A 16,357-nucleotide genomic window follows, 5' to 3' on the forward strand; every position below is an offset into this window, starting at 1 on the left:
TGTCACGGCGCCGTGGCGGCGCAGGTGTCGCCGGCCCCGCCATTCAGGTCCAGGCAACGGCCATCGACATCGCCGGGCGCCAGCTTGAAGCCCACCAGCGACGCCAGGGTGGGCATGATGTCCACCGTCTCGACGGACAAGGGCTGCTCAAAGCCCGTCAGGCCCTTGCGCCAGAATAGGATGGGCACGCGCCGGTCATAGTCCCAGGGGCTGCCGTGGGTGGCGATGTAGGTCGCCGGCTTGGACGGGATGGCGGTGATGCGCGGCTTCAGGAAGACGACCAGGTCACCGGAACGGTCGGGGTCGAAGGACGCCCGCGCCCGGTCCAGCAGGCTCCACGCGTCCGGCGCGCCGGTGGGCACCGGGGCCGCCGCCACCTCGGCGGCGGTGTAGACGGCGGCCACCTGCGGATCGGCGCGGTACAGGGCCAGGGCCTCGTTCACGACCTTGGTCCGCCACGACCCCGCGACCGTGGGCCCCACCCAGACGTCGCCGTTGCCGCCGCCGAACAGCAGTTCAGACCCATCCACGCCCAGGGGCGCCACCTTCTTGCCCAGGTTCTCGGACACCAGGCCGTCGTCCACGCGCGCCGCCATGGGCATGCCGCGCAGGCGCTCACGCTCCGGAATGTCGTTGCCGCCGTGGTCGGCCGACAGGGCCAAGACATAGTCCACGCCGGTGGCGTCCAGGGCGGCGACCAGCTTGCCCAGCGTGCGGTCCAGGTTGGCCACCTGGATGCACATCTCCGACCCTTCGGTGCCGTAGCTGTGGCCGATGTAATCGGTGGCGGAGGCGCCGACCGTCAGCACGTCGATCGACTTGCCGTGGCCCAGCTTCATGTCCTTGATCAGGCGGACGGCGAGGTCGACGATGGCGGCGTCGAAGGCGGGGGACGCCCGCCACTGCGCTTCCGCCTTGGGGCCCGGCTGGCGGGCGAAGCGGCCGTCGCCGACCGTGAGGACGTCGTCCTTCCGCTCCACCGCGACCGGCATGTCGATGGCCCTGCACCATTCCGGCTCGGCGTATTCCTTCGCGGGCTTGGCGATCTCGGCCATGGCGGCCTCGTTCACCGCCTTGACGGCCGCTGGCGCGGTCCGGCCTTCATAGGAAATGAAGCCCTGGCCGTCCTTCCAGAACCACAGCTCATCCACGGCGTGACCGCCCATCATGATGGCCGCGCGGTCCTTGCCGGCGACGGAGACGGTGCGCACGTCCGGATCGGCCGCCTTCAGCCGCTCGCCCAGCGTCGGCACCTTCAGGTGCACGTCGGAGGGGACGTAGCTCTTGTAGCTGCCCTTGCTCTCATCCTCGGCGCAGTAGATCTTGCCCGGCCGGGGACCGCGGAAGCTGTACCAATCGTTGGCGATGATGCCGGTGCGGGCGGGACGGTCGCCGGTCATCAGCGTGGAATGGCCGGGGCAGGTCTCCGTCGCCGCGTGGCTCTGATAGCCGTTGGGGAACACCACCCCTTCCGTCAACCGGCGCAGGCCGGCGGTGAAATGGCTGCGGTACTGCTGGAACAGGTCGGTGGAAAACTGGTCGACCGACACCAGCACCACCAGCTTGGGCGCGGGCGCCGACGGCCCGGCGTCGGCGGCGATGGCACCGCCAGGCAGGGCGCCGAACAGGGCGGCGGCGGCACACAGGGCCGTCATCTTGGAATACCAACGCGTCACAGTTTCCCTCCTGCTCTTCCGCCGTGGCGGATGTGCCCGCCAGAAGCAGGGCCGTTGTTTTCCATCCATGGCGCAATCGCAAGATGTGTTTAGCGATGCCATTGAAATGTCATATGGATCTTCTGCGACAGCGCATCGCTTGCCGCCACCCGGCCCCTGACTTAAGGTGGAGAGATGGGGAAGAGGCCCGCCAGCGCCACGCTGGGCGGGGCAACGGGGGACGGGCAGCGGGGGGCTGAATGACGGCGTTGGAAGTGCGCGGGCTGGCGAAGGCGTTCGACCGGCCGGCGGTGCGTAACCTGGACCTGACCATCGCGCCGGGCGAGTTCTATGGCCTTCTGGGCCCCAATGGGGCGGGAAAGACCACCACGCTGCGCATGATCGTCGGCCTGCTGAAACCCGATGCCGGGAGCGTGCGCGTGTTCGGCGTCGATGCCCTGGCCGATCCCATCGCCGCCAAGCGGCAGGTGGCCTGGCTGCCGGACGAACCGTTGATCTACGACAAGCTGACGCCGCTGGAGTTCCTGGAATTCGTCGCCGGTCTCTGGGGTGTGCCCGCCGCCGCCGCCAGCGCGCGGACGGAGGAGCTGCTGCACCGCCTGGAGTTGTGGGACCACCGGGCGGAACGGTGCGAAGGCTTTTCGCGCGGGATGAAGCAGAAGGCGGCGCTGGCCGGCGCCCTGATCCACGATCCCCAACTGCTGATCCTGGACGAGCCGCTGACCGGCCTGGACGCCGCCATCGCCCGCGAGGTCAAGGACATCCTGGCGGAACGGGTGCGGGCGGGCGCCACCATCATCCTGACCACCCATATCCTGGACGTGGCGGAACGGCTGGTCAGCCGCATCGGCATCATCCAGGGCGGCCGGTTACTGGCAGAGGGCACCCTGGCGGAACTGCGCGGCCGCGTGGGCCGCAGCGACAGTACCCTGGAAGAGGTGTTCCTGGACCTGGTCGCCACCCCGGCCGGCCATGCCCCCGCCGGTCAGACCCCGGCCGGTCAGACCATGGCCGAACAGGCGCCGGCATGACCGCGGGCACCTTACGCCCCGACGCCGCGCGCGCAGCCCTGCTGCGTCCCGGCACCTTGGCCTGGCTGTTGCGGCATGAACTGCGCCTGGCCGTGCGAACCATCAAGCTGTCGTCGACCGGCGTCTGGGTGTCGTTGCTGCTGATGGTCATCCTGTTCCATGTCCTGGGCGCCTTCCTGGCCCTGGGCGCCGACCACAGCGACGCCGGCAAGGGGGGCGCCGCCACGCTGCCGGCGATCGGCGCCATGGTGGCGGCGCTGGCCTGCTGCTTCATGGCCGGCACGGCCATCTATCGCGCCATGGACACCATCTACGCGCGGGGCGACTACGACCTGTTGCTGTCGTCGCCCCTGTCGCCCTCGGTCATCCTGCCGGCGCGCGCCCTGGCGGTGGTGGCCAGCGCGCTGGTGTTCCCGGCGGCCATGATCCTGCCCATCGCCAACATGGGCGCCATCTTCGGCCACCCCAACTGGCTGGCGGCCTATCTGGTCCTGCCCGCCCTGGCCCTGATGGTGACCAGCCTCGCGCTGATGGTGGCGCTGGTGCTGGTGCGCTGGATCGGCGTGCGCCGCGCCCGTGCCGTTGGCCAGGTGGTCGCCGCGTTCACCGGCATGCTCATGGGCCTGGCGGGGCAAATTCCCCGCCTGCTGGGCACGCAGGTGGACTGGATGGCGCGAAGCCAGAGCTGGGCGCATGGGACGCTGGCCTCCGTCCTGCTGCTGCCGGGGCGCGCCCTGGTGGGCGAACCCCTGCCCTTGCTGATCCTGGTCGTCGTGTGCGTCGGTGTCTTCGCCATGGTCACGACGCGCTGGGGGGCGACCTTCATCGCGACGGCGACGGCGGCGGCGGGCGCCAGCGGCCCGCGCGCCAAAGCCCCCATCAAGGCCCACCGCTTCCACGACACGCTGGGGCCGGCGCTGCGTCGCAAGGAATGGCGCCTGATGCGGCGCCACCCGCAATTGTCCCTGCTGCTGTTCCAGCAGATGAGCGGTGCCATCATCCTGACCATCTCCATGCAGGCCCAATGGCGGGAGGAGCCCATGCTGCTGGCCGCCCTGGTGGTGCCCATGGCGGCGTTCGCCGCCGGCATGCTGGCCAAGCTGGCGCTGGCGGACGGTGTGGCCGACCTGATCAACGCCGCCCCCGTGCCGCCCAAGCGCCTGCGCCAAGCCAAGGTGGAGGCCGCCAGCATACCGCCGCTGGCGGTGGTCGTCCTGGTGGCCGCCGCCGTCGGCGGCGTCAGCCCGTGGGGCAGCTTGACCCTGCTCAGCTGCGGCGTCGCGGCCATTTTCTGCGCCGTGGTGGCCAGCCTGTGGGTACAGCCCGTGACAGGGGCCACGATGATCAATGACGTGGTGAAGCCCGCCAAGGGCGCGCGGGGCAAGGTGGTGGGGCGCACCGTGCTGGAAATGCTGATGGGCTATGGCTGGATGGCCGCCACCGTCATGATGCTGCACCATAACCCCTTCGCCCTGCTGGTGGCGGGCGGCCTGCTGGGGCTGGTGGCCATCCTGCGGGCGCCTCTTTAACGCGGGCCCTCAATCGCCGGGCGCCCCCTCCGGGGCTTGGCTTCCTCCCTTTTCAGTCCGCTGGCGCTCCCCGAAAAGGTCCGGCGGCCGCGATCGCGGCCTATTGGAGCGTGAAGTTGCTCGCGGACAAACGCAGTGAGAGCGGGCCGCATCTGATTTAGAGCGGAACACGATCAGGTGTAGTCACCTGATCGTGTTCCGCTCTATCATGAACAGGTTAAGAGCGAGATGCGATCAGACATGATCGCATCTCGCTCTAACGCGGATGGCTGTCGTCCTTATCGGACAGCATTTCACTCCGCCGGCGAGAGTGCCGCGCCGCCGCGGCGGCGGTTGATGAACAGCACCATGATGGCGGTCAGCACGCAGGCCACGCCGGCAACCTGGAAGGCCGGGAAATAGCTGCCCCATTCGGTGCGTATGAGGCCGGTGCCATAGGCCGCCAGCGCCGCCCCCATCTGGTGCCCCGCCCCCACCCAGCCGAAGACGACAGGCGCGTCACGGCGACCGAAGCGGTCGGTCACCAGGCGCAGGGTGGGCGGCACGGTGGCGATCCAATCCAGGCCGTAGAAGGCGGCGAAGACGGACAGGCCGTAAAGGCTGAAGCCCGACAGGGGCAGATAAAACAGGGATAGGCCGCGCAAGCCATAGTACCAGAACAGCAGCTTGCGGCTGTCCACCCGGTCGGACAGCCAGCCGGACCCGGTGGTGCCCACCAGGTCGAACAGGCCCATGAGCGCCAACAGGCTGGCGGCCATCACCTCGGGAATGCCCTGGTCAAAACAGGCGGAGATGAGGTGGGTGCCGATCAGGCCGTTGGTCGACAGGCCGCAGACGAAGAAACTGCCGAACAGCAGCCAGAAATCCACCGACTTCGACGCCCGGGCGAGCGTGGTGAAGGCGATGACGATGGGGTTGCCGCTCACCCCCTGCGCATTAAATGGCGGCAGTTCATCCTCCAGCGTGCCACCCACAGGCGCCAAGCCCACGGCACGCGGGCTGTCGGGCAACAGCAGGGCCACCAGGGGCGCCAGCGCAAGGGCGGCGGCGCCCACGGCCAGGCCCACCGCCTGCCAGCCGAAATGGGTGGCCAGGGCGGCCATGCCCGGCAGGAACACCAGCTGGCCGGTGGCCGAGCTGGCGGTCAGCAGGCCCATGACCAAGCCACGCTGCTTGATGAACCAGCGGTTCACCACCGTGGCCGCCAAGGTCATGGAGGTGAGGCCGGTGCCCAGGCCCACCAGCAGGCCCCAGGACAGCATCATCTGCCAGGGTTGGGTCATCAGGGTGCTGGTGATGGTCGTCACGGCCAGCAGGCCCAGCCCTGTCAGGATGGTGCGCCGGACACCGACCGCCTGCATCAGGGCGGCCGCGAACGGGCCCATGAAGCCATAGAGGAATATGTTCAGCGACACCGCGGCCGCGATGGTGGCGCGGTCCCAACCCAGCGCCTGCTCCAACGGCACGAACAGCACGCCCGGCGCCGCCCGCACCCCCGCCCCCACCAGCAGCGTGGTGAAGGCCAAGGCCGCCGCCACCCAGCCGTAATGCATGCGCCCATCCACCCGCCGGGCCAGGCGCCGCGCCAGGGCTGGGGCGGAACCATGGGATTTTTGGGGGACGGTCGCGTCGGTCATGGCGCACTTATCCAATCGGGGTACGAAGGCGCTCCATATTACGGGCAATTGCCCATATTGCAAGGGCCCTTGAAACATAGCGCCTTTCGCGTGTCATATGGCTGTCATCGACCCGTCATAGCCGGCCGGACAATGGCTTAGCGCGCCCCTGCCCTTCGTCTAGCACTATCCAATTTTGTTGAAGACTTCGGCCTATGAGGGGCGTAAGCTTTTGAAACGCGGCATGACCGCTTCAAGGCGACGATCGTCGCCCAGTGACGGATGCGTCAATAAAAGCAAATATATGTCCGCACCAACTTTGTTGCGCTGACAAAAAGCGGGATGGAACCACTGCCAGAACCGGACCATCGTCTAAGGCACTCACGGCACCGTCGCCTTTATCCCTTGAACAGATAGCTGGAGGGAACTATGGCCACTGACAATTTCGTCGAAAGCCTGCGTCAAAAGCATGCCAGTCTGGAAGACCGCATCCACAGCGAACTGGCACGCCCCTATCATGACAGCGCCCTGGTGCAGCGCATGAAATTTGAAAAGCTCAGGCTGAAAGAGAAGATCGACGAACACACGCGGCACTAAGCGCCGCGGGCCATCACCCCCCAGGCGGCGCCCCGTCGAAGACGGGCGCCGGCCCTGGACAGTAAAAGTAACCGACCGGATGGGCACCCCATCCGGTCTTTTTTTGTCCCGACCTACTTGCGGTACAGGTCCTGGTATTCCTGGCGCAGCAGGTTCTTCTGCACCTTGCCCATGGTGTTGCGCGGCAGATCGTCCACGAACAGCACGCGCTTGGGCTGCTTGAACTTGGCCAGGCGTCCGTCCAGGGCGGCCAGCACGGCGGCCTCGTCCACCGCCGCATCCTTCTTGCGCACCACCACGGCGGTCACGCCCTCACCAAAATCCGGGTGGGGGACCCCGATCACGGCGCTCTCCACCACGCCGGGCAGGCCGTCGATCTCCGTCTCGATCTCCTTGGGATAGACGTTGTAGCCGCCGGAAATGACCAGGTCCTTGCCCCGGCCGACGATATGGACATAACCCCGGGCGTCGATCTTGCCCAGATCGCCGGTGATGAAAAAGCCGTCGGGCCGGAACTCGGCCGCCGTCTTCTCCGGCATCTGCCAGTAGCCCTTGAAGACGTTGGGGCCGCGCACCTCGATCATGCCGATCTCGCCCTGGGGTATGGCGGCCCCCGTCTCCGGTTCCACCACGCGCAGGGCCACGCCCGGCAGGGGAAAGCCCACGGTGCCGGCCACGCGGTCGCCGTCATAGGGATTGGAGGTGTTCATGTTGGTTTCGGTCATGCCGTACCGTTCCAGGATGGCGAGACCGGTACGGGCCCGCCAGCTGTCATGGGTCTCGGCCAGCAGGGGGGCGGAGCCGGAGATGAACAGCCGCATATGGGCCGTCGCCTCGCTCGTCAGGCCGGGATGCTGCAGCAGGCGGACATAGAAGGTGGGCACGCCCATCATGGTGGTGGCGCGGGGCAGCAGCCGCAGCACCTCGTCCGCGTCGAAGCGGGCCAAGAAGATCATGGTGCCGCCGGCCAGCAGCAGGGTGTTGGTGGCGACGAACAGCCCATGGGTATGGAAGATGGGCAGGGCGTGCAGCAGCACGTCGCCCTCGGTGAAACGCCAGTAGTCCACCAGGGTCAGGGCGTTGGAGGCCAGGTTGTCATGGCTCAGCATCGCGCCCTTGGACCGGCCCGTGGTGCCGGAGGTGTAGAGGATGGCGGCCAAATCGTCAGCCCCCCGGGCGACATCGGCGAAGGTGCTGGACTGTTCCAGCGCCGCCGCCAACAGGGTGCCCGCGTCCGCCGCCCCCTGCCCCCCAAGCGTCTCCACGGCGGCGACACCCTTGGCCCGGGCCAGCTCCGTCATGGCCACCGCCTTGGCGGGATCGCACACCACCAGGTGGGGCGTGGCGTCCCCAATGAAATAGTCCAGCTCCGCCAAGGTATAGCCGGTGTTCAGCGGCAGGTAGATGGCGCCCGCCCGCACGCAGGCCAGGTACAGCATGATGGCCTCGGCGCTCTTTTCCACCTGGACCGCCACCCGGTCGCCGGGCTTCACGCCCCGGGCCACCAGCAGGTTCGCCATGCGCGCCGACAGGTCCACCATGTCGCCATAGGTCAGGGTCCGCTCAGGCTGGCCCTTGGTTTCCGGAAGGATGATGAACGGCTTCTCCCGCGCCGGCATGCGGCCCAGGATCAGGGAAAAGAGATGGTTGGCCATGACAGTCACACTCCGGATTCTTCTTGAGGCGCTTTTTATCGTTGCTGGTGAACGGTGGCAATCAAACGGCGGTTGGCTAAACGGGGCTTGACGCGTCGGCCGCGGCGGGACTGGGCCGTTTGGCCGCCGCGTCCGGCCGGCCGGGCTTGGATCCATCGCTCTTGGGCGGCTTGGGATCATCGGGCGTGGTGTCGGCCTTCAGGTGGCGGCGGACGGCGGCGGCGGCCACCACCTCCCCCTTGTCGGCATACCGCTCGTGGTTGGTCTCGATGTCGTCCAGCTTATAAAGGTAATTGACCATCAGGCCATGGGATTGGGCCAAGCCCTTGGACGACAGGTCGCCCAGGAAGTTCATGCGCTCCAACCGGGCGCCGTTGCCCAGGTGAAAGCGGGCGACCGGGTCCACCGGCTTGTTGCCCCGGGCTTTGGCCTTCAGGAAATAGTGCGCCGCCGCCTGCATTAGCACCGGCGAGACGGTGGCGGCCACGGCGGGATCCTGGTTCCAGCCCGGGCGGTCCAGCGCCGCCAGGATATCCTTGTCGGCCGGCGCCAGCAGGGTGGACGCCGGATCGGCGCGCTGCTGCCCCAGCCACTTGGCGAAGGCCGGCACAGGCGACAGGGTGACGAAGGTCCGCAGGTTGGGCAGCTCGGCCCGCAAATCCTCCACCACCTGCTTGATCAGGAAGTTACCGAAAGAAACGCCGCGCAGGCCCTCCTGGCAATTGGAGATGGAATAGAAGACAGCGGTGGTCGCCTCCTCCGCCGCCATGGGCGCGCGCCCTTCGGCCAGCAGGGCGTCGATGCTGGCCGGTATCTCGGGCGCCAGCGCCACCTCCACGAAGATCAGCGGATCATCCAGCAGCTGGGGATGGAAGAAGGCGAAGCAGCGGCGGTCGGACGGGGCCAGGCGGCGGCGCAGGTCATCCCAATCGCGGATGGTGTGCACCGCCTCATACCGGATGATCTTTTCCAGGATGTTGGCCGGCGTCGTCCAGTCGATGTGGCGCAGCACCAGGAAGCCACGGTTGAACCACGACGCCAACAAGTGGCTGAAGTCCGCGTCCACCGCCTCCAGCGCCGTCTTCTCCACCCCCTGGGCATCGGCCATGACCCGGAACAGGACCTCGCGCATGCGCACCACGGCCTCGGTCCCACCCGGCGCCAGGTTCAGGCGGCGGAACAGCTCCTGCCGCCGGGCCTCGGCGGCGTTGTGCAGGACCAGCGCCGTGCCCGCCCCCGGGGCGGCGCGGTAGGCGTCGATGGCCCTGTCCAGCTTGATGGGATCGGGACCGAAACGATAAGCCAAATCCAAAAGAAAGGCGCGCTGGCCGGCGGCGTCCAGGGCCGCCCACTGGTCCAGGATCTGCCCAGCCAACACCACGCCCGAGGCCTCTCCCCGGCCGGACAGCAGGGTGTCGCACAGGCTGGGCAGGTCGCGGCGCGGCGGCGCCTTGCCCGACAGCGGCATCAGCTTGGCCGCGTCCTCCAGCAAATCCTCCACCGTCGGTCCATGGCGGCGCAACAGGGCGCGGCCGCGGTCGGCGATGGTGGTCAACATGGACCGGAAGAAGGTGCTGCTGCTCATGGGCTGGGCCTCGCGGATTGCGAACCAGGGGAGACGAGATTGCGCCGTACCGTCAGCGGGCGATGGTAGGCCGCCCCGGCGCACCCGCCAAGGCCGGTTGAGGGGCCGCCTGGGGTGTCGACATATTGGACACGAAGTCGGACAGGCTGTCGCCCTGGATGCCGATATGATGGCGCATCAGGGTTCGGGCAGGACCATGACTCATCCTCATCCGAGGGCGCATGCGGGACGGACCAGCCCCTGAAGGCCGGCGGAGCCCGATGCAGTCTTCCCACGGTCACGCATACACCCGTGGGCCCTATGCATGCAAGAAAAGCCACGAGGCATTTCACAGATTCGACACCCATAGATTGCCCTCGTCCGTCCACCTATCCCAAGTATACGCAAATAACAACCTTTCATGGTCGCGGCTTTTGTTGAGCAATTACGGAAAATAGCAGTTAAGCACGCCTGATCTTTAGCAGTATTGCACTTGATAGAATTGTCGAAGCAGGGTTATTATTTCATGTTTCCTTTTTAACCGACGCTACTGGCCACCCTCACGCCGGCTCCTGAAAAATGCCGGCGCCAGCCCACGGTAAGGAACACGCCCCCATGTCGACCGATCAGACGTCCACCATCGCCTTGTCGCGCCGCGCCCTGCTGGGGGGTATGGCGGCCGTCCCCACCTTGACCCTGGGGGGCACCGTGCTGAGCGCCGGCGGCCTGCTCCCCACCCTGGCCCAGGCCCAGACCACCCTTAAGATCTCCCATCAATTCCCGGGGGGCACGCTGACGGAAGGGGACTTCCGTGATCGGCTATGCCGCAAGTTCGCGGTCCAGGTGGAGGCGGAAACCAAGGGCGCCCTGAAGTTCGAGGTCTATCCCGCCTCCTCCCTCATGAAGACGGTGGCGCAGTTGCAGGCCCTGCGGAAAGGCGCCCTGGACCTCTCCCTCTACCCCCTGCCCTACGGCGGGGGTGAGGTGCCGGAAATGAACCTGGGCCTCATGCCCTGCCTGGTGACGACGTACGAACAGGGCCTGGCCTGGAAGAAAAAGCCGATTGGCGAGGCGCTGACCAAGGCGCTGGAAGCCAAGGGCATGAAGATCCTGTGCTGGGTGTGGCAGGCGGGCGGCGTCGCGGCGCGCGGCGCCCCGGTGCTGCACCCCGCCGACGTCAAGGGCATCAAGATCCGGGGCGGGGCGCGGGAGATGGACCTGATGTTCAAGGCCGCCGGCGCCGCCGTCTCGTCCCTTCCATCCAACGAGATCTATGCCGGCATGCAGACCGGCGCCCTGGACGCCACCGTCACCAGTTCCACCAGCCTGATCTCCTTCAAGCTGGAGGAGCAGTGCAAGAGCCTGACTTCCGCACGGCAAAAGGGCTTCTGCTACATGCTGGAACCGCTGCTGATGTCCAAGATCGTGTTCGACGCCCTCCCCCCGCCCAGCAGAAGGCGCTGCTGACGGTGGGGGAGGCGCTGGAGCCGTTCGGGCAGGAAGAAGCCAAGAAGGACGACCAGCGCGCGGCCGAGATCTTCGCCAAGGCCGGGGTGACGGTCGTGGACATGGACGACAAGGTGATGAAGGAATGGCGCGCCATCGCCCGCGACACCGCCTGGAGGGACTTCGCCGAACGCGTGCCCGAAGGGGCCACCCTGTTGAAGCTGGCCGAGGACGTGGCATGAGGGCTGCGGAACCGGCATTGCCCGCCGCCCTGCGCTGGGCGGGCACGCTTTTGGCCTGGACCAACCGCGCCATCGCCACCGTGGCGGCGATGGCGGTGGTCGCCGCCGGCGGCGTCATGACGGAGGAGGCGATTGCGCGCTATTTCCTGCACCAGGCCGCGGACTGGCAGGACGAGGCCGCCATCTTCCTGCTGGTGGGGGCCACCTTCCTGTCGGCCGCCTATGTCCAGTCCCGCAGGGGCCACATCGCCATCGAGGTGGTGGGCGGCCTCCTGCCGCCGGCGGCGGAGCGGATACGGCGCTGGGTGGCGGACCTGATCTCGCTCCTGTTCTGCGGCTTCTTTTCCTGGAAATCGGGGGCGCTGTGCCATGAGGCCTGGGTGGAGGGCTATGTCACCTCTTCATCCTGGGCGCCCCCCTTGTGGATTCCCTACCTCGCCATGTCGGTGGGCATGACCCTGCTGACCCTGCAGATCGCCCTGCAGCTGCTGGCCCGACAAGCGCCGGACGAGGCCATGGAAGGACACGCCCATGGGCACGGCTGAGATCGGCCTGCTCTATGGTGGCGCCACCCTGGTGGCCCTGTTCGCCGGCCTGCCCATCGCCTTCGCGCTGGGCGCCGTCGCCGTGGTGTTCATGTACGTCTTCATGCCGGCGGCCTCGCTGGATACCGTCACCCAGAATGTCTATGAGGAGATGGCCAGCATCACCATGCTGACCATTCCCCTGTTCATCCTGAAGGGGGCCGCCATCGGCCGGTCACGCGCCGGCTCGGACCTCTATTCCGCGCTGCATGTGTGGATGGGCCGGGTACCGGGCGGCCTGGGCGTCGCCAACGTCTTCGCCTGCGCCCTGTTCGCCGCCATGGCCGGCAGCAGCCCCGCCACCTGTTCCGCCATCGGCAGCGCCGGTATCCCCGAGATGCGGCGTCGCGGCTATTCCCCGGGCTTCGCCGCCGGCATCATCGCGGCCGGGGGCACGCTGGGCATCCTGCTGCCGCCCTCCATCACCCTGATCCTCTATGCCGTGGCGGCGGAACAGTCGCTGGGCCGATTGTTCCTGGCCGGCATCGGCCCAGGCGTGCTGATGGTCGTCCTGTTCGCCATCTATGCCGTCGTCCGCTATCGCCAGGAAAAGGTGGCGGCGACCGCGGCCTACGCACAAGGCGGGGCCTGGTCGGAGATACTGCGCACCGACACCTTCACCGCGCGGGAACGGTTCGCCGCCATCCCGCGTGTGCTGCCCTTCGTCATCCTGCTGATCGGCGTCATGTTCGCGCTGTACGGCGGCATCGCCACCCCATCGGAAACGGCTGGTTTGGGTGCCGTGCTGGCCCTGCTGATGGTGGCCGGCATCTACCGCGTCTGGCGGCCGGCGCAGGTGGCCCCCATCCTGATGTCCACCCTGCGCGAATCCACCATGCTGATGATGATCATCGGCATGTCGCTGCTCTATTCCTACGTGATGAGCTACCTGCACATCAGCCAGGGGGCGGCCGAGTGGATCGTGGGCATGCACCTGTCGAAATGGGTGCTGCTGACCGCCATCCTGCTGCTGGTGGTGGTTCTGGGCTTTTTCCTGCCGCCCGTCAGCATCATCCTGATGACCGCCCCCATCATCCTGCCGCCGCTGAAGGCCGCCGGCTTCGACCTGATCTGGTTCGGCATCATCCTGTCCATCGTCATGGAGATGGGCCTGATCCATCCGCCGGTGGGCCTGAACATCTTCGTCATCAAGAATATCGCGCCGGACATCCCCCTGCGCGACGTGGTGATGGGGGTGTTGCCCTTTGTGGCCCTGATGCTGGTGTCCATCCTGGCGCTGTGCCTGGTGCCCGGCCTGGCCACCTGGCTGCCCGCCGCCGTCTATGCCGGCTAAAGGGTGTTGGACCTCAAAAAGAAAAGGGGCGGTCCCACATGGGGCCGCCCCTTCGCTTTTCCAGGCTCACACGCCGACCAGCGGCCCACCCTCACGCCGCGTCGGTGCGGATCTGCTTCACCACGCCAGTCACCACCGACTGCAGCTGCTGCACCCGGCCGGACAGCAGCTTCGACAGGTCGGCGATGCCGTCGGCGGAGCCGTTGGTATCGGTCCAGGCCGACAGCGTCTCCTCACATCCCCGGGCGGCGGCGCCGGCGCTCTGTACCGCCTCGGCCGCGCTGCGGGCGATTTCCTTGGTGGCGGCGTCCTGTTCCTCCACCGCCGCCGCGATGGCGGAGGTGGCGGCATCGACGTCGAAGATGACGGTGGCGATGGACTCGATGGCCTCCGCCGCCTCATGCGTGCTGTCCCGGATGGCGGCCACCTTCTGCGCCACCTCGGACGTCGCCAAGCCCGTCTGGCCGGCCAGGTTCTTGACCTCGGACGCCACGACGGCGAAGCCCTTGCCCGCCACGCCGGCGCGCGCCGCCTCGATAGTGGCGTTCAGCGCCAACAGGTTGGTGCGCTCCGCGATCTCGCTGATGGTAGCCAGCACGCTGCCGATGCTGGACGCCGCGTCCGACAGGCCGCTGATGATGGCCTGGGCGGACCGCGCCCGCTCCGCCGCCTGGCGCGTCACGCCGGAGGAGCGCGCGACCTGGCTGCTGATCTCGGCGATGGCTTCGGACAGTTGCGAGGCGGCGTCGGCCACCTGAGAGGCGCTGTCCAGGGCATCCCCGCCGGAGGCCGCGATGGCGCCGGCGTTGTCGGAACCGCGGCGGACCAGCGCGCGCAGGTCGTCGGCGCAGCCCCGGGCATCGGTGGCGGCCCCCGCCACCTCACCCGCCAGGCCGCCGACATCGCTTTCCAGACGCTGCGCCAGGGCGATCATGAGGCGGCTGCGCTCCTCCCGCGCCTGCGCGGCGACGGACTCGCGCGCGGCGGTGGCCCGGGCCAGTTCCTCATGGGCCAGACGGGCATCGGCCAGGGCCTCGTCCGACCGCTGGAAGGACCGGGCCATGGTCTGGGCCAGCCAGGCCAGCAAGGCCCCCTCAAACACCACCAGCCAGACATACATGAGGATGCGCAGGTATTCCCCGCCGTGCACACCCGCCGCCTCGGGCACCGTCAGCCCGCCGACGATGAAGAACAGGGCCACGGCCGCGGCCGAAGCCGCAAGCGTGCGCGCGTCACAGAAGCCGGCGGAGACGGCGACCAGGATGTAGACATAGATCTGCATGCCGGTCTGCCAGGGATTGCCGGCGAACGCCCAGATGGACAAGGCGCCCGCCAAGGGCAGGCAGGCCGCCAGGACCAGACGGCTGGCGGTGGCCGGCAACATCACCCAGGCCCCCGCCGCCACGATCACGACCAGCAGCGTCGCCACCGGCTGCCGCCAATCAAACCCGCCCAGAACCACCAGTTGGGCAGCGACCAGAACAAAGACCTGCGCCACCAGCAGCGTCAGGACCAAGAGGGTGGTGGTACGGCGCACACGCTCCAAAGGGGACTGTTGGACATCGATTTGAGGGTCGGAGGCGATGGATGCGGCAGGCATTGGGCCAATCTCCCGGAAAAGGTTTTCCCAGATAACCGTTCCACGGTACGCCCTGCCTTGACCTGGATCACTAATGCGCAATGAACAGGGTTGCGATTTCATGCACCCGGCGCCCGGGAAACCAGAGGTGGAAAAGCCAGGGCCGCTCAGAAAAACGCCTGGCTCAGGTTGGGTTGCGGCGCATGGACCGGAGTCGCCAGGGTTTCCACCGACGCCAGCCATTGGAAATAGCTGACAACCACCACGCGCACGGCGCTGGACAGGCTGGTTTCCGCATCGCGGGAGCGGTCGATCACGTCCAGCAGTTCCGAGATCTGGCACCCCTCCTGGCGGGCCAGCAGGTCAAGGCCCGTCCAGAACTGCGGCTCCAGGCGCATGGACGTGCGGCGGCTGCCCACGCGGACACTGCGCGGCACCAGGGACCGCGGCGCCGTTGCCTGATGGACAGCGGCCATAACCGGGAACGGAAGGCGATGGCTGGTCAGAACGGTCATGTCCGTACTCCGTAACAAGTCCCCCCATTACGCGCCCACGCACGTTTTTCGGGAGGTATGGTAGCAGTCCTCATCAAACCGGTGAAAACGTCGTTACATAACTGTAGACTCATACAGGGTTAGGCGCCTCTCGGGAAAATGGGGTGCCGCGACCCGCGACCCCATACCGCCACGGCGACCCTCGGACGTTCCCCATGATCCTGGACGAAGCCCTCCACCGGTTGAGCCAGCCCGATAATCCGGACGATTTATTCGATACTTTCAGCGCCTTGGCCAGTGACCTCGGGTATGCCGCCGTCAGTTATATTGACAACCGGCCCAAGCCCGCCCCCGGGGAACCGGAGCTTTTCGTGCGCACGACGGTGCGGGAGGACTTCCTCAACACCTACCTGTCCGAAGGGTACATCAATCATGATCCGCTGATCGCGATGGCGAAGCGCCAGGCGGCCCCCCTGACCTGGGCCGACGTCCCGGAATACCACGCCAGCCAGCTGGCAACCCGACAGGCGGTGTCAAAACTGGAGTCGACGAGCCGGGGGCGAAGCAAGCAGGACACGCAACGCGCCATCGCCGTCATGACGGCGGCGGCCGAGCATGGCTACACGCAAGGGTACGTCATCCCGACGCACACCGTGGATCCGCTGGGCCGCCTGGCATCCGCCGTGGTCAGCCTGTTCTGGACGCAAAAGCCGGAGGGCCTGACCAACCCGGACTCGGCCCCCTCCTGGCTACGCCTCAGCGCCCTTTATATGCATGAACGCATGGTCAGCATGAGGCTGACACCGGTAACCCAATTGCCGACGCTGACCCAGCGCGAGCAAGAGGCCCTGGTGTGGGCAAGCCGGGGCAAGACGGTGGAGGAAACCGGCGAGATCATCGGCGTCTCCGGCCGCACCGTGACCTTCCACCTGCAAAACGCGCTGGAGAAGCTGGGTTGCTATTCCAAGATCCACGCGGTGGCCAAGGCCATCCAGATGGGACTGATCCATCCCTGAGCCCGGCCTGCCCCCATTTCTGACCTTGAACGGC

Annotated in this window: 14 protein-coding genes and 1 pseudogene; 8 read left to right on the plus strand and 7 right to left on the minus strand. The window is 67.4% G+C overall.

All coding sequences use genetic code 11. The annotated features are described in order from the left end of the window. Positions 1 to 2: 2 nt before the first annotated feature. Complete coding sequence (locus ULB03_RS25145) at positions 3 to 1,676, minus strand: alkaline phosphatase family protein (RefSeq protein ID WP_322485820.1); 1,674 nt, start codon at positions 1,674 to 1,676, stop codon at positions 3 to 5. A gap of 305 nt (positions 1,677 to 1,981) precedes the next feature. Here ULB03_RS25145 and ULB03_RS25150 point away from each other — a divergent pair. Together ULB03_RS25150 and ULB03_RS25155 are read left to right on the plus strand one after the other, a co-directional pair. Further along, a pseudogene (locus ULB03_RS25150) lies at positions 1,982 to 2,707 on the plus strand (ABC transporter ATP-binding protein); the annotation flags it as partial. Further along, entirely contained in the window at positions 2,704 to 4,236 is a 1,533-nt protein-coding gene (locus tag ULB03_RS25155) for a hypothetical protein (RefSeq protein WP_322485822.1), read from the plus strand. The pseudogene ULB03_RS25150 and the gene ULB03_RS25155, both read left to right, overlap by 4 nt. A 293-nt stretch (positions 4,237 to 4,529) precedes the next feature. Here the strand turns inward: ULB03_RS25155 and ULB03_RS25160 are convergent, their stop codons facing one another. Continuing rightward, on the minus strand, positions 4,530 to 5,873 hold the full coding sequence (locus ULB03_RS25160; protein ID WP_322485823.1) for an MFS transporter: 1,344 nt from the start codon (positions 5,871 to 5,873) through the stop codon (positions 4,530 to 4,532). Positions 5,874 to 6,281: 408 nt separating this feature from the next. Here ULB03_RS25160 and ULB03_RS25165 point away from each other — a divergent pair, with 408 nt between their 5' ends. Beyond that, positions 6,282 to 6,449 carry a YdcH family protein gene (locus ULB03_RS25165; protein WP_081486311.1) on the plus strand — a complete coding sequence of 56 codons (168 nt, stop codon included), beginning with the start codon at positions 6,282 to 6,284 and terminating at the stop codon, positions 6,447 to 6,449. 113 nt (positions 6,450 to 6,562) lie between these two features. Here ULB03_RS25165 and ULB03_RS25170 read toward each other — a convergent pair whose 3' ends face one another. From ULB03_RS25170 to ULB03_RS25180, 3 genes are all read right to left on the minus strand, one after another. Next, the gene (locus tag ULB03_RS25170; protein ID WP_322485824.1) at positions 6,563 to 8,104 is read right to left on the minus strand and encodes a malonate--CoA ligase; all 1,542 of its coding nucleotides are present in this window, start codon (positions 8,102 to 8,104) and stop codon (positions 6,563 to 6,565) included. Positions 8,105 to 8,180: 76 nt separating this feature from the next. Next, positions 8,181 to 9,689, minus strand: coding sequence for a malonyl-CoA decarboxylase (locus tag ULB03_RS25175; protein WP_322485825.1), 1,509 nt, complete (start codon positions 9,687 to 9,689; stop codon positions 8,181 to 8,183). A gap of 52 nt (positions 9,690 to 9,741) precedes the next feature. Continuing rightward, complete coding sequence (locus ULB03_RS25180; protein ID WP_322485826.1) at positions 9,742 to 9,894, minus strand: hypothetical protein; 153 nt, start codon at positions 9,892 to 9,894, stop codon at positions 9,742 to 9,744. A gap of 389 nt (positions 9,895 to 10,283) precedes the next feature. Here ULB03_RS25180 and dctP point away from each other — a divergent pair, with 389 nt between their 5' ends. From dctP to ULB03_RS25200, 4 genes are read left to right on the plus strand one after another with little or no spacing between them, the layout of a single operon-like run. Next, entirely contained in the window at positions 10,284 to 11,135 is an 852-nt protein-coding gene (gene dctP / locus ULB03_RS25185; RefSeq protein WP_322485827.1) for a TRAP transporter substrate-binding protein DctP, read from the plus strand. Between the two features lie 2 nt (positions 11,136 to 11,137). Then, positions 11,138 to 11,356 carry a type 2 periplasmic-binding domain-containing protein gene (locus ULB03_RS25190; protein ID WP_322485828.1) on the plus strand — a complete coding sequence of 73 codons (219 nt, stop codon included), beginning with the start codon at positions 11,138 to 11,140 and terminating at the stop codon, positions 11,354 to 11,356. Then, positions 11,353 to 11,901: a TRAP transporter small permease gene (locus tag ULB03_RS25195; RefSeq protein ID WP_322485829.1), complete on the plus strand. Its 549-nt coding sequence runs from the start codon at positions 11,353 to 11,355 to the stop codon at positions 11,899 to 11,901. Before ULB03_RS25190 ends, ULB03_RS25195 begins: the two co-directional genes overlap by 4 nt. Next, positions 11,888 to 13,234, plus strand: coding sequence for a TRAP transporter large permease (locus tag ULB03_RS25200; protein ID WP_322485830.1), 1,347 nt, complete (start codon positions 11,888 to 11,890; stop codon positions 13,232 to 13,234). Before ULB03_RS25195 ends, ULB03_RS25200 begins: the two co-directional genes overlap by 14 nt. Before the next feature lie 91 nt (positions 13,235 to 13,325). On the opposite strand, the gene ULB03_RS25205 is transcribed toward ULB03_RS25200, so the two are convergent. Together ULB03_RS25205 and ULB03_RS25210 are read right to left on the minus strand one after the other, a co-directional pair. Next, the gene (locus ULB03_RS25205) at positions 13,326 to 14,771 is read right to left on the minus strand and encodes a methyl-accepting chemotaxis protein (RefSeq protein ID WP_322485831.1); all 1,446 of its coding nucleotides are present in this window, start codon (positions 14,769 to 14,771) and stop codon (positions 13,326 to 13,328) included. Positions 14,772 to 14,980: 209 nt separating this feature from the next. Then, positions 14,981 to 15,328, minus strand: coding sequence for a ribbon-helix-helix domain-containing protein (locus ULB03_RS25210; protein WP_322485832.1), 348 nt, complete (start codon positions 15,326 to 15,328; stop codon positions 14,981 to 14,983). Between the two features lie 194 nt (positions 15,329 to 15,522). Here ULB03_RS25210 and ULB03_RS25215 point away from each other — a divergent pair, with 194 nt between their 5' ends. Further along, positions 15,523 to 16,323 carry a helix-turn-helix transcriptional regulator gene (locus tag ULB03_RS25215; RefSeq protein WP_322485833.1) on the plus strand — a complete coding sequence of 267 codons (801 nt, stop codon included), beginning with the start codon at positions 15,523 to 15,525 and terminating at the stop codon, positions 16,321 to 16,323. Positions 16,324 to 16,357 lie beyond the last annotated feature (34 nt).

The organism is Nitrospirillum goiasense (assembly GCF_034427435.1).
Taxonomy (GTDB): domain Bacteria; phylum Pseudomonadota; class Alphaproteobacteria; order Azospirillales; family Azospirillaceae; genus Nitrospirillum.

Coding starts and splice junctions, on each gene's coding strand:
- ULB03_RS25155 (WP_322485822.1), top strand. CDS start 2,704: ATGACCGCGGGCACCTTACGCCCCGACGCCGCGCGCGCAGCCCTGCTG.
- ULB03_RS25160 (WP_322485823.1), bottom strand. CDS start 5,873: ATGACCGACGCGACCGTCCCCCAAAAATCCCATGGTTCCGCCCCAGCC.
- ULB03_RS25165 (WP_081486311.1), top strand. CDS start 6,282: ATGGCCACTGACAATTTCGTCGAAAGCCTGCGTCAAAAGCATGCCAGT.
- ULB03_RS25170 (WP_322485824.1), bottom strand. CDS start 8,104: ATGGCCAACCATCTCTTTTCCCTGATCCTGGGCCGCATGCCGGCGCGG.
- ULB03_RS25175 (WP_322485825.1), bottom strand. CDS start 9,689: ATGAGCAGCAGCACCTTCTTCCGGTCCATGTTGACCACCATCGCCGAC.
- ULB03_RS25180 (WP_322485826.1), bottom strand. CDS start 9,894: ATGAGTCATGGTCCTGCCCGAACCCTGATGCGCCATCATATCGGCATC.
- dctP (WP_322485827.1), top strand. CDS start 10,284: ATGTCGACCGATCAGACGTCCACCATCGCCTTGTCGCGCCGCGCCCTG.
- ULB03_RS25195 (WP_322485829.1), top strand. CDS start 11,353: ATGAGGGCTGCGGAACCGGCATTGCCCGCCGCCCTGCGCTGGGCGGGC.
- ULB03_RS25200 (WP_322485830.1), top strand. CDS start 11,888: ATGGGCACGGCTGAGATCGGCCTGCTCTATGGTGGCGCCACCCTGGTG.
- ULB03_RS25210 (WP_322485832.1), bottom strand. CDS start 15,328: ATGACCGTTCTGACCAGCCATCGCCTTCCGTTCCCGGTTATGGCCGCT.
- ULB03_RS25215 (WP_322485833.1), top strand. CDS start 15,523: ATGATCCTGGACGAAGCCCTCCACCGGTTGAGCCAGCCCGATAATCCG.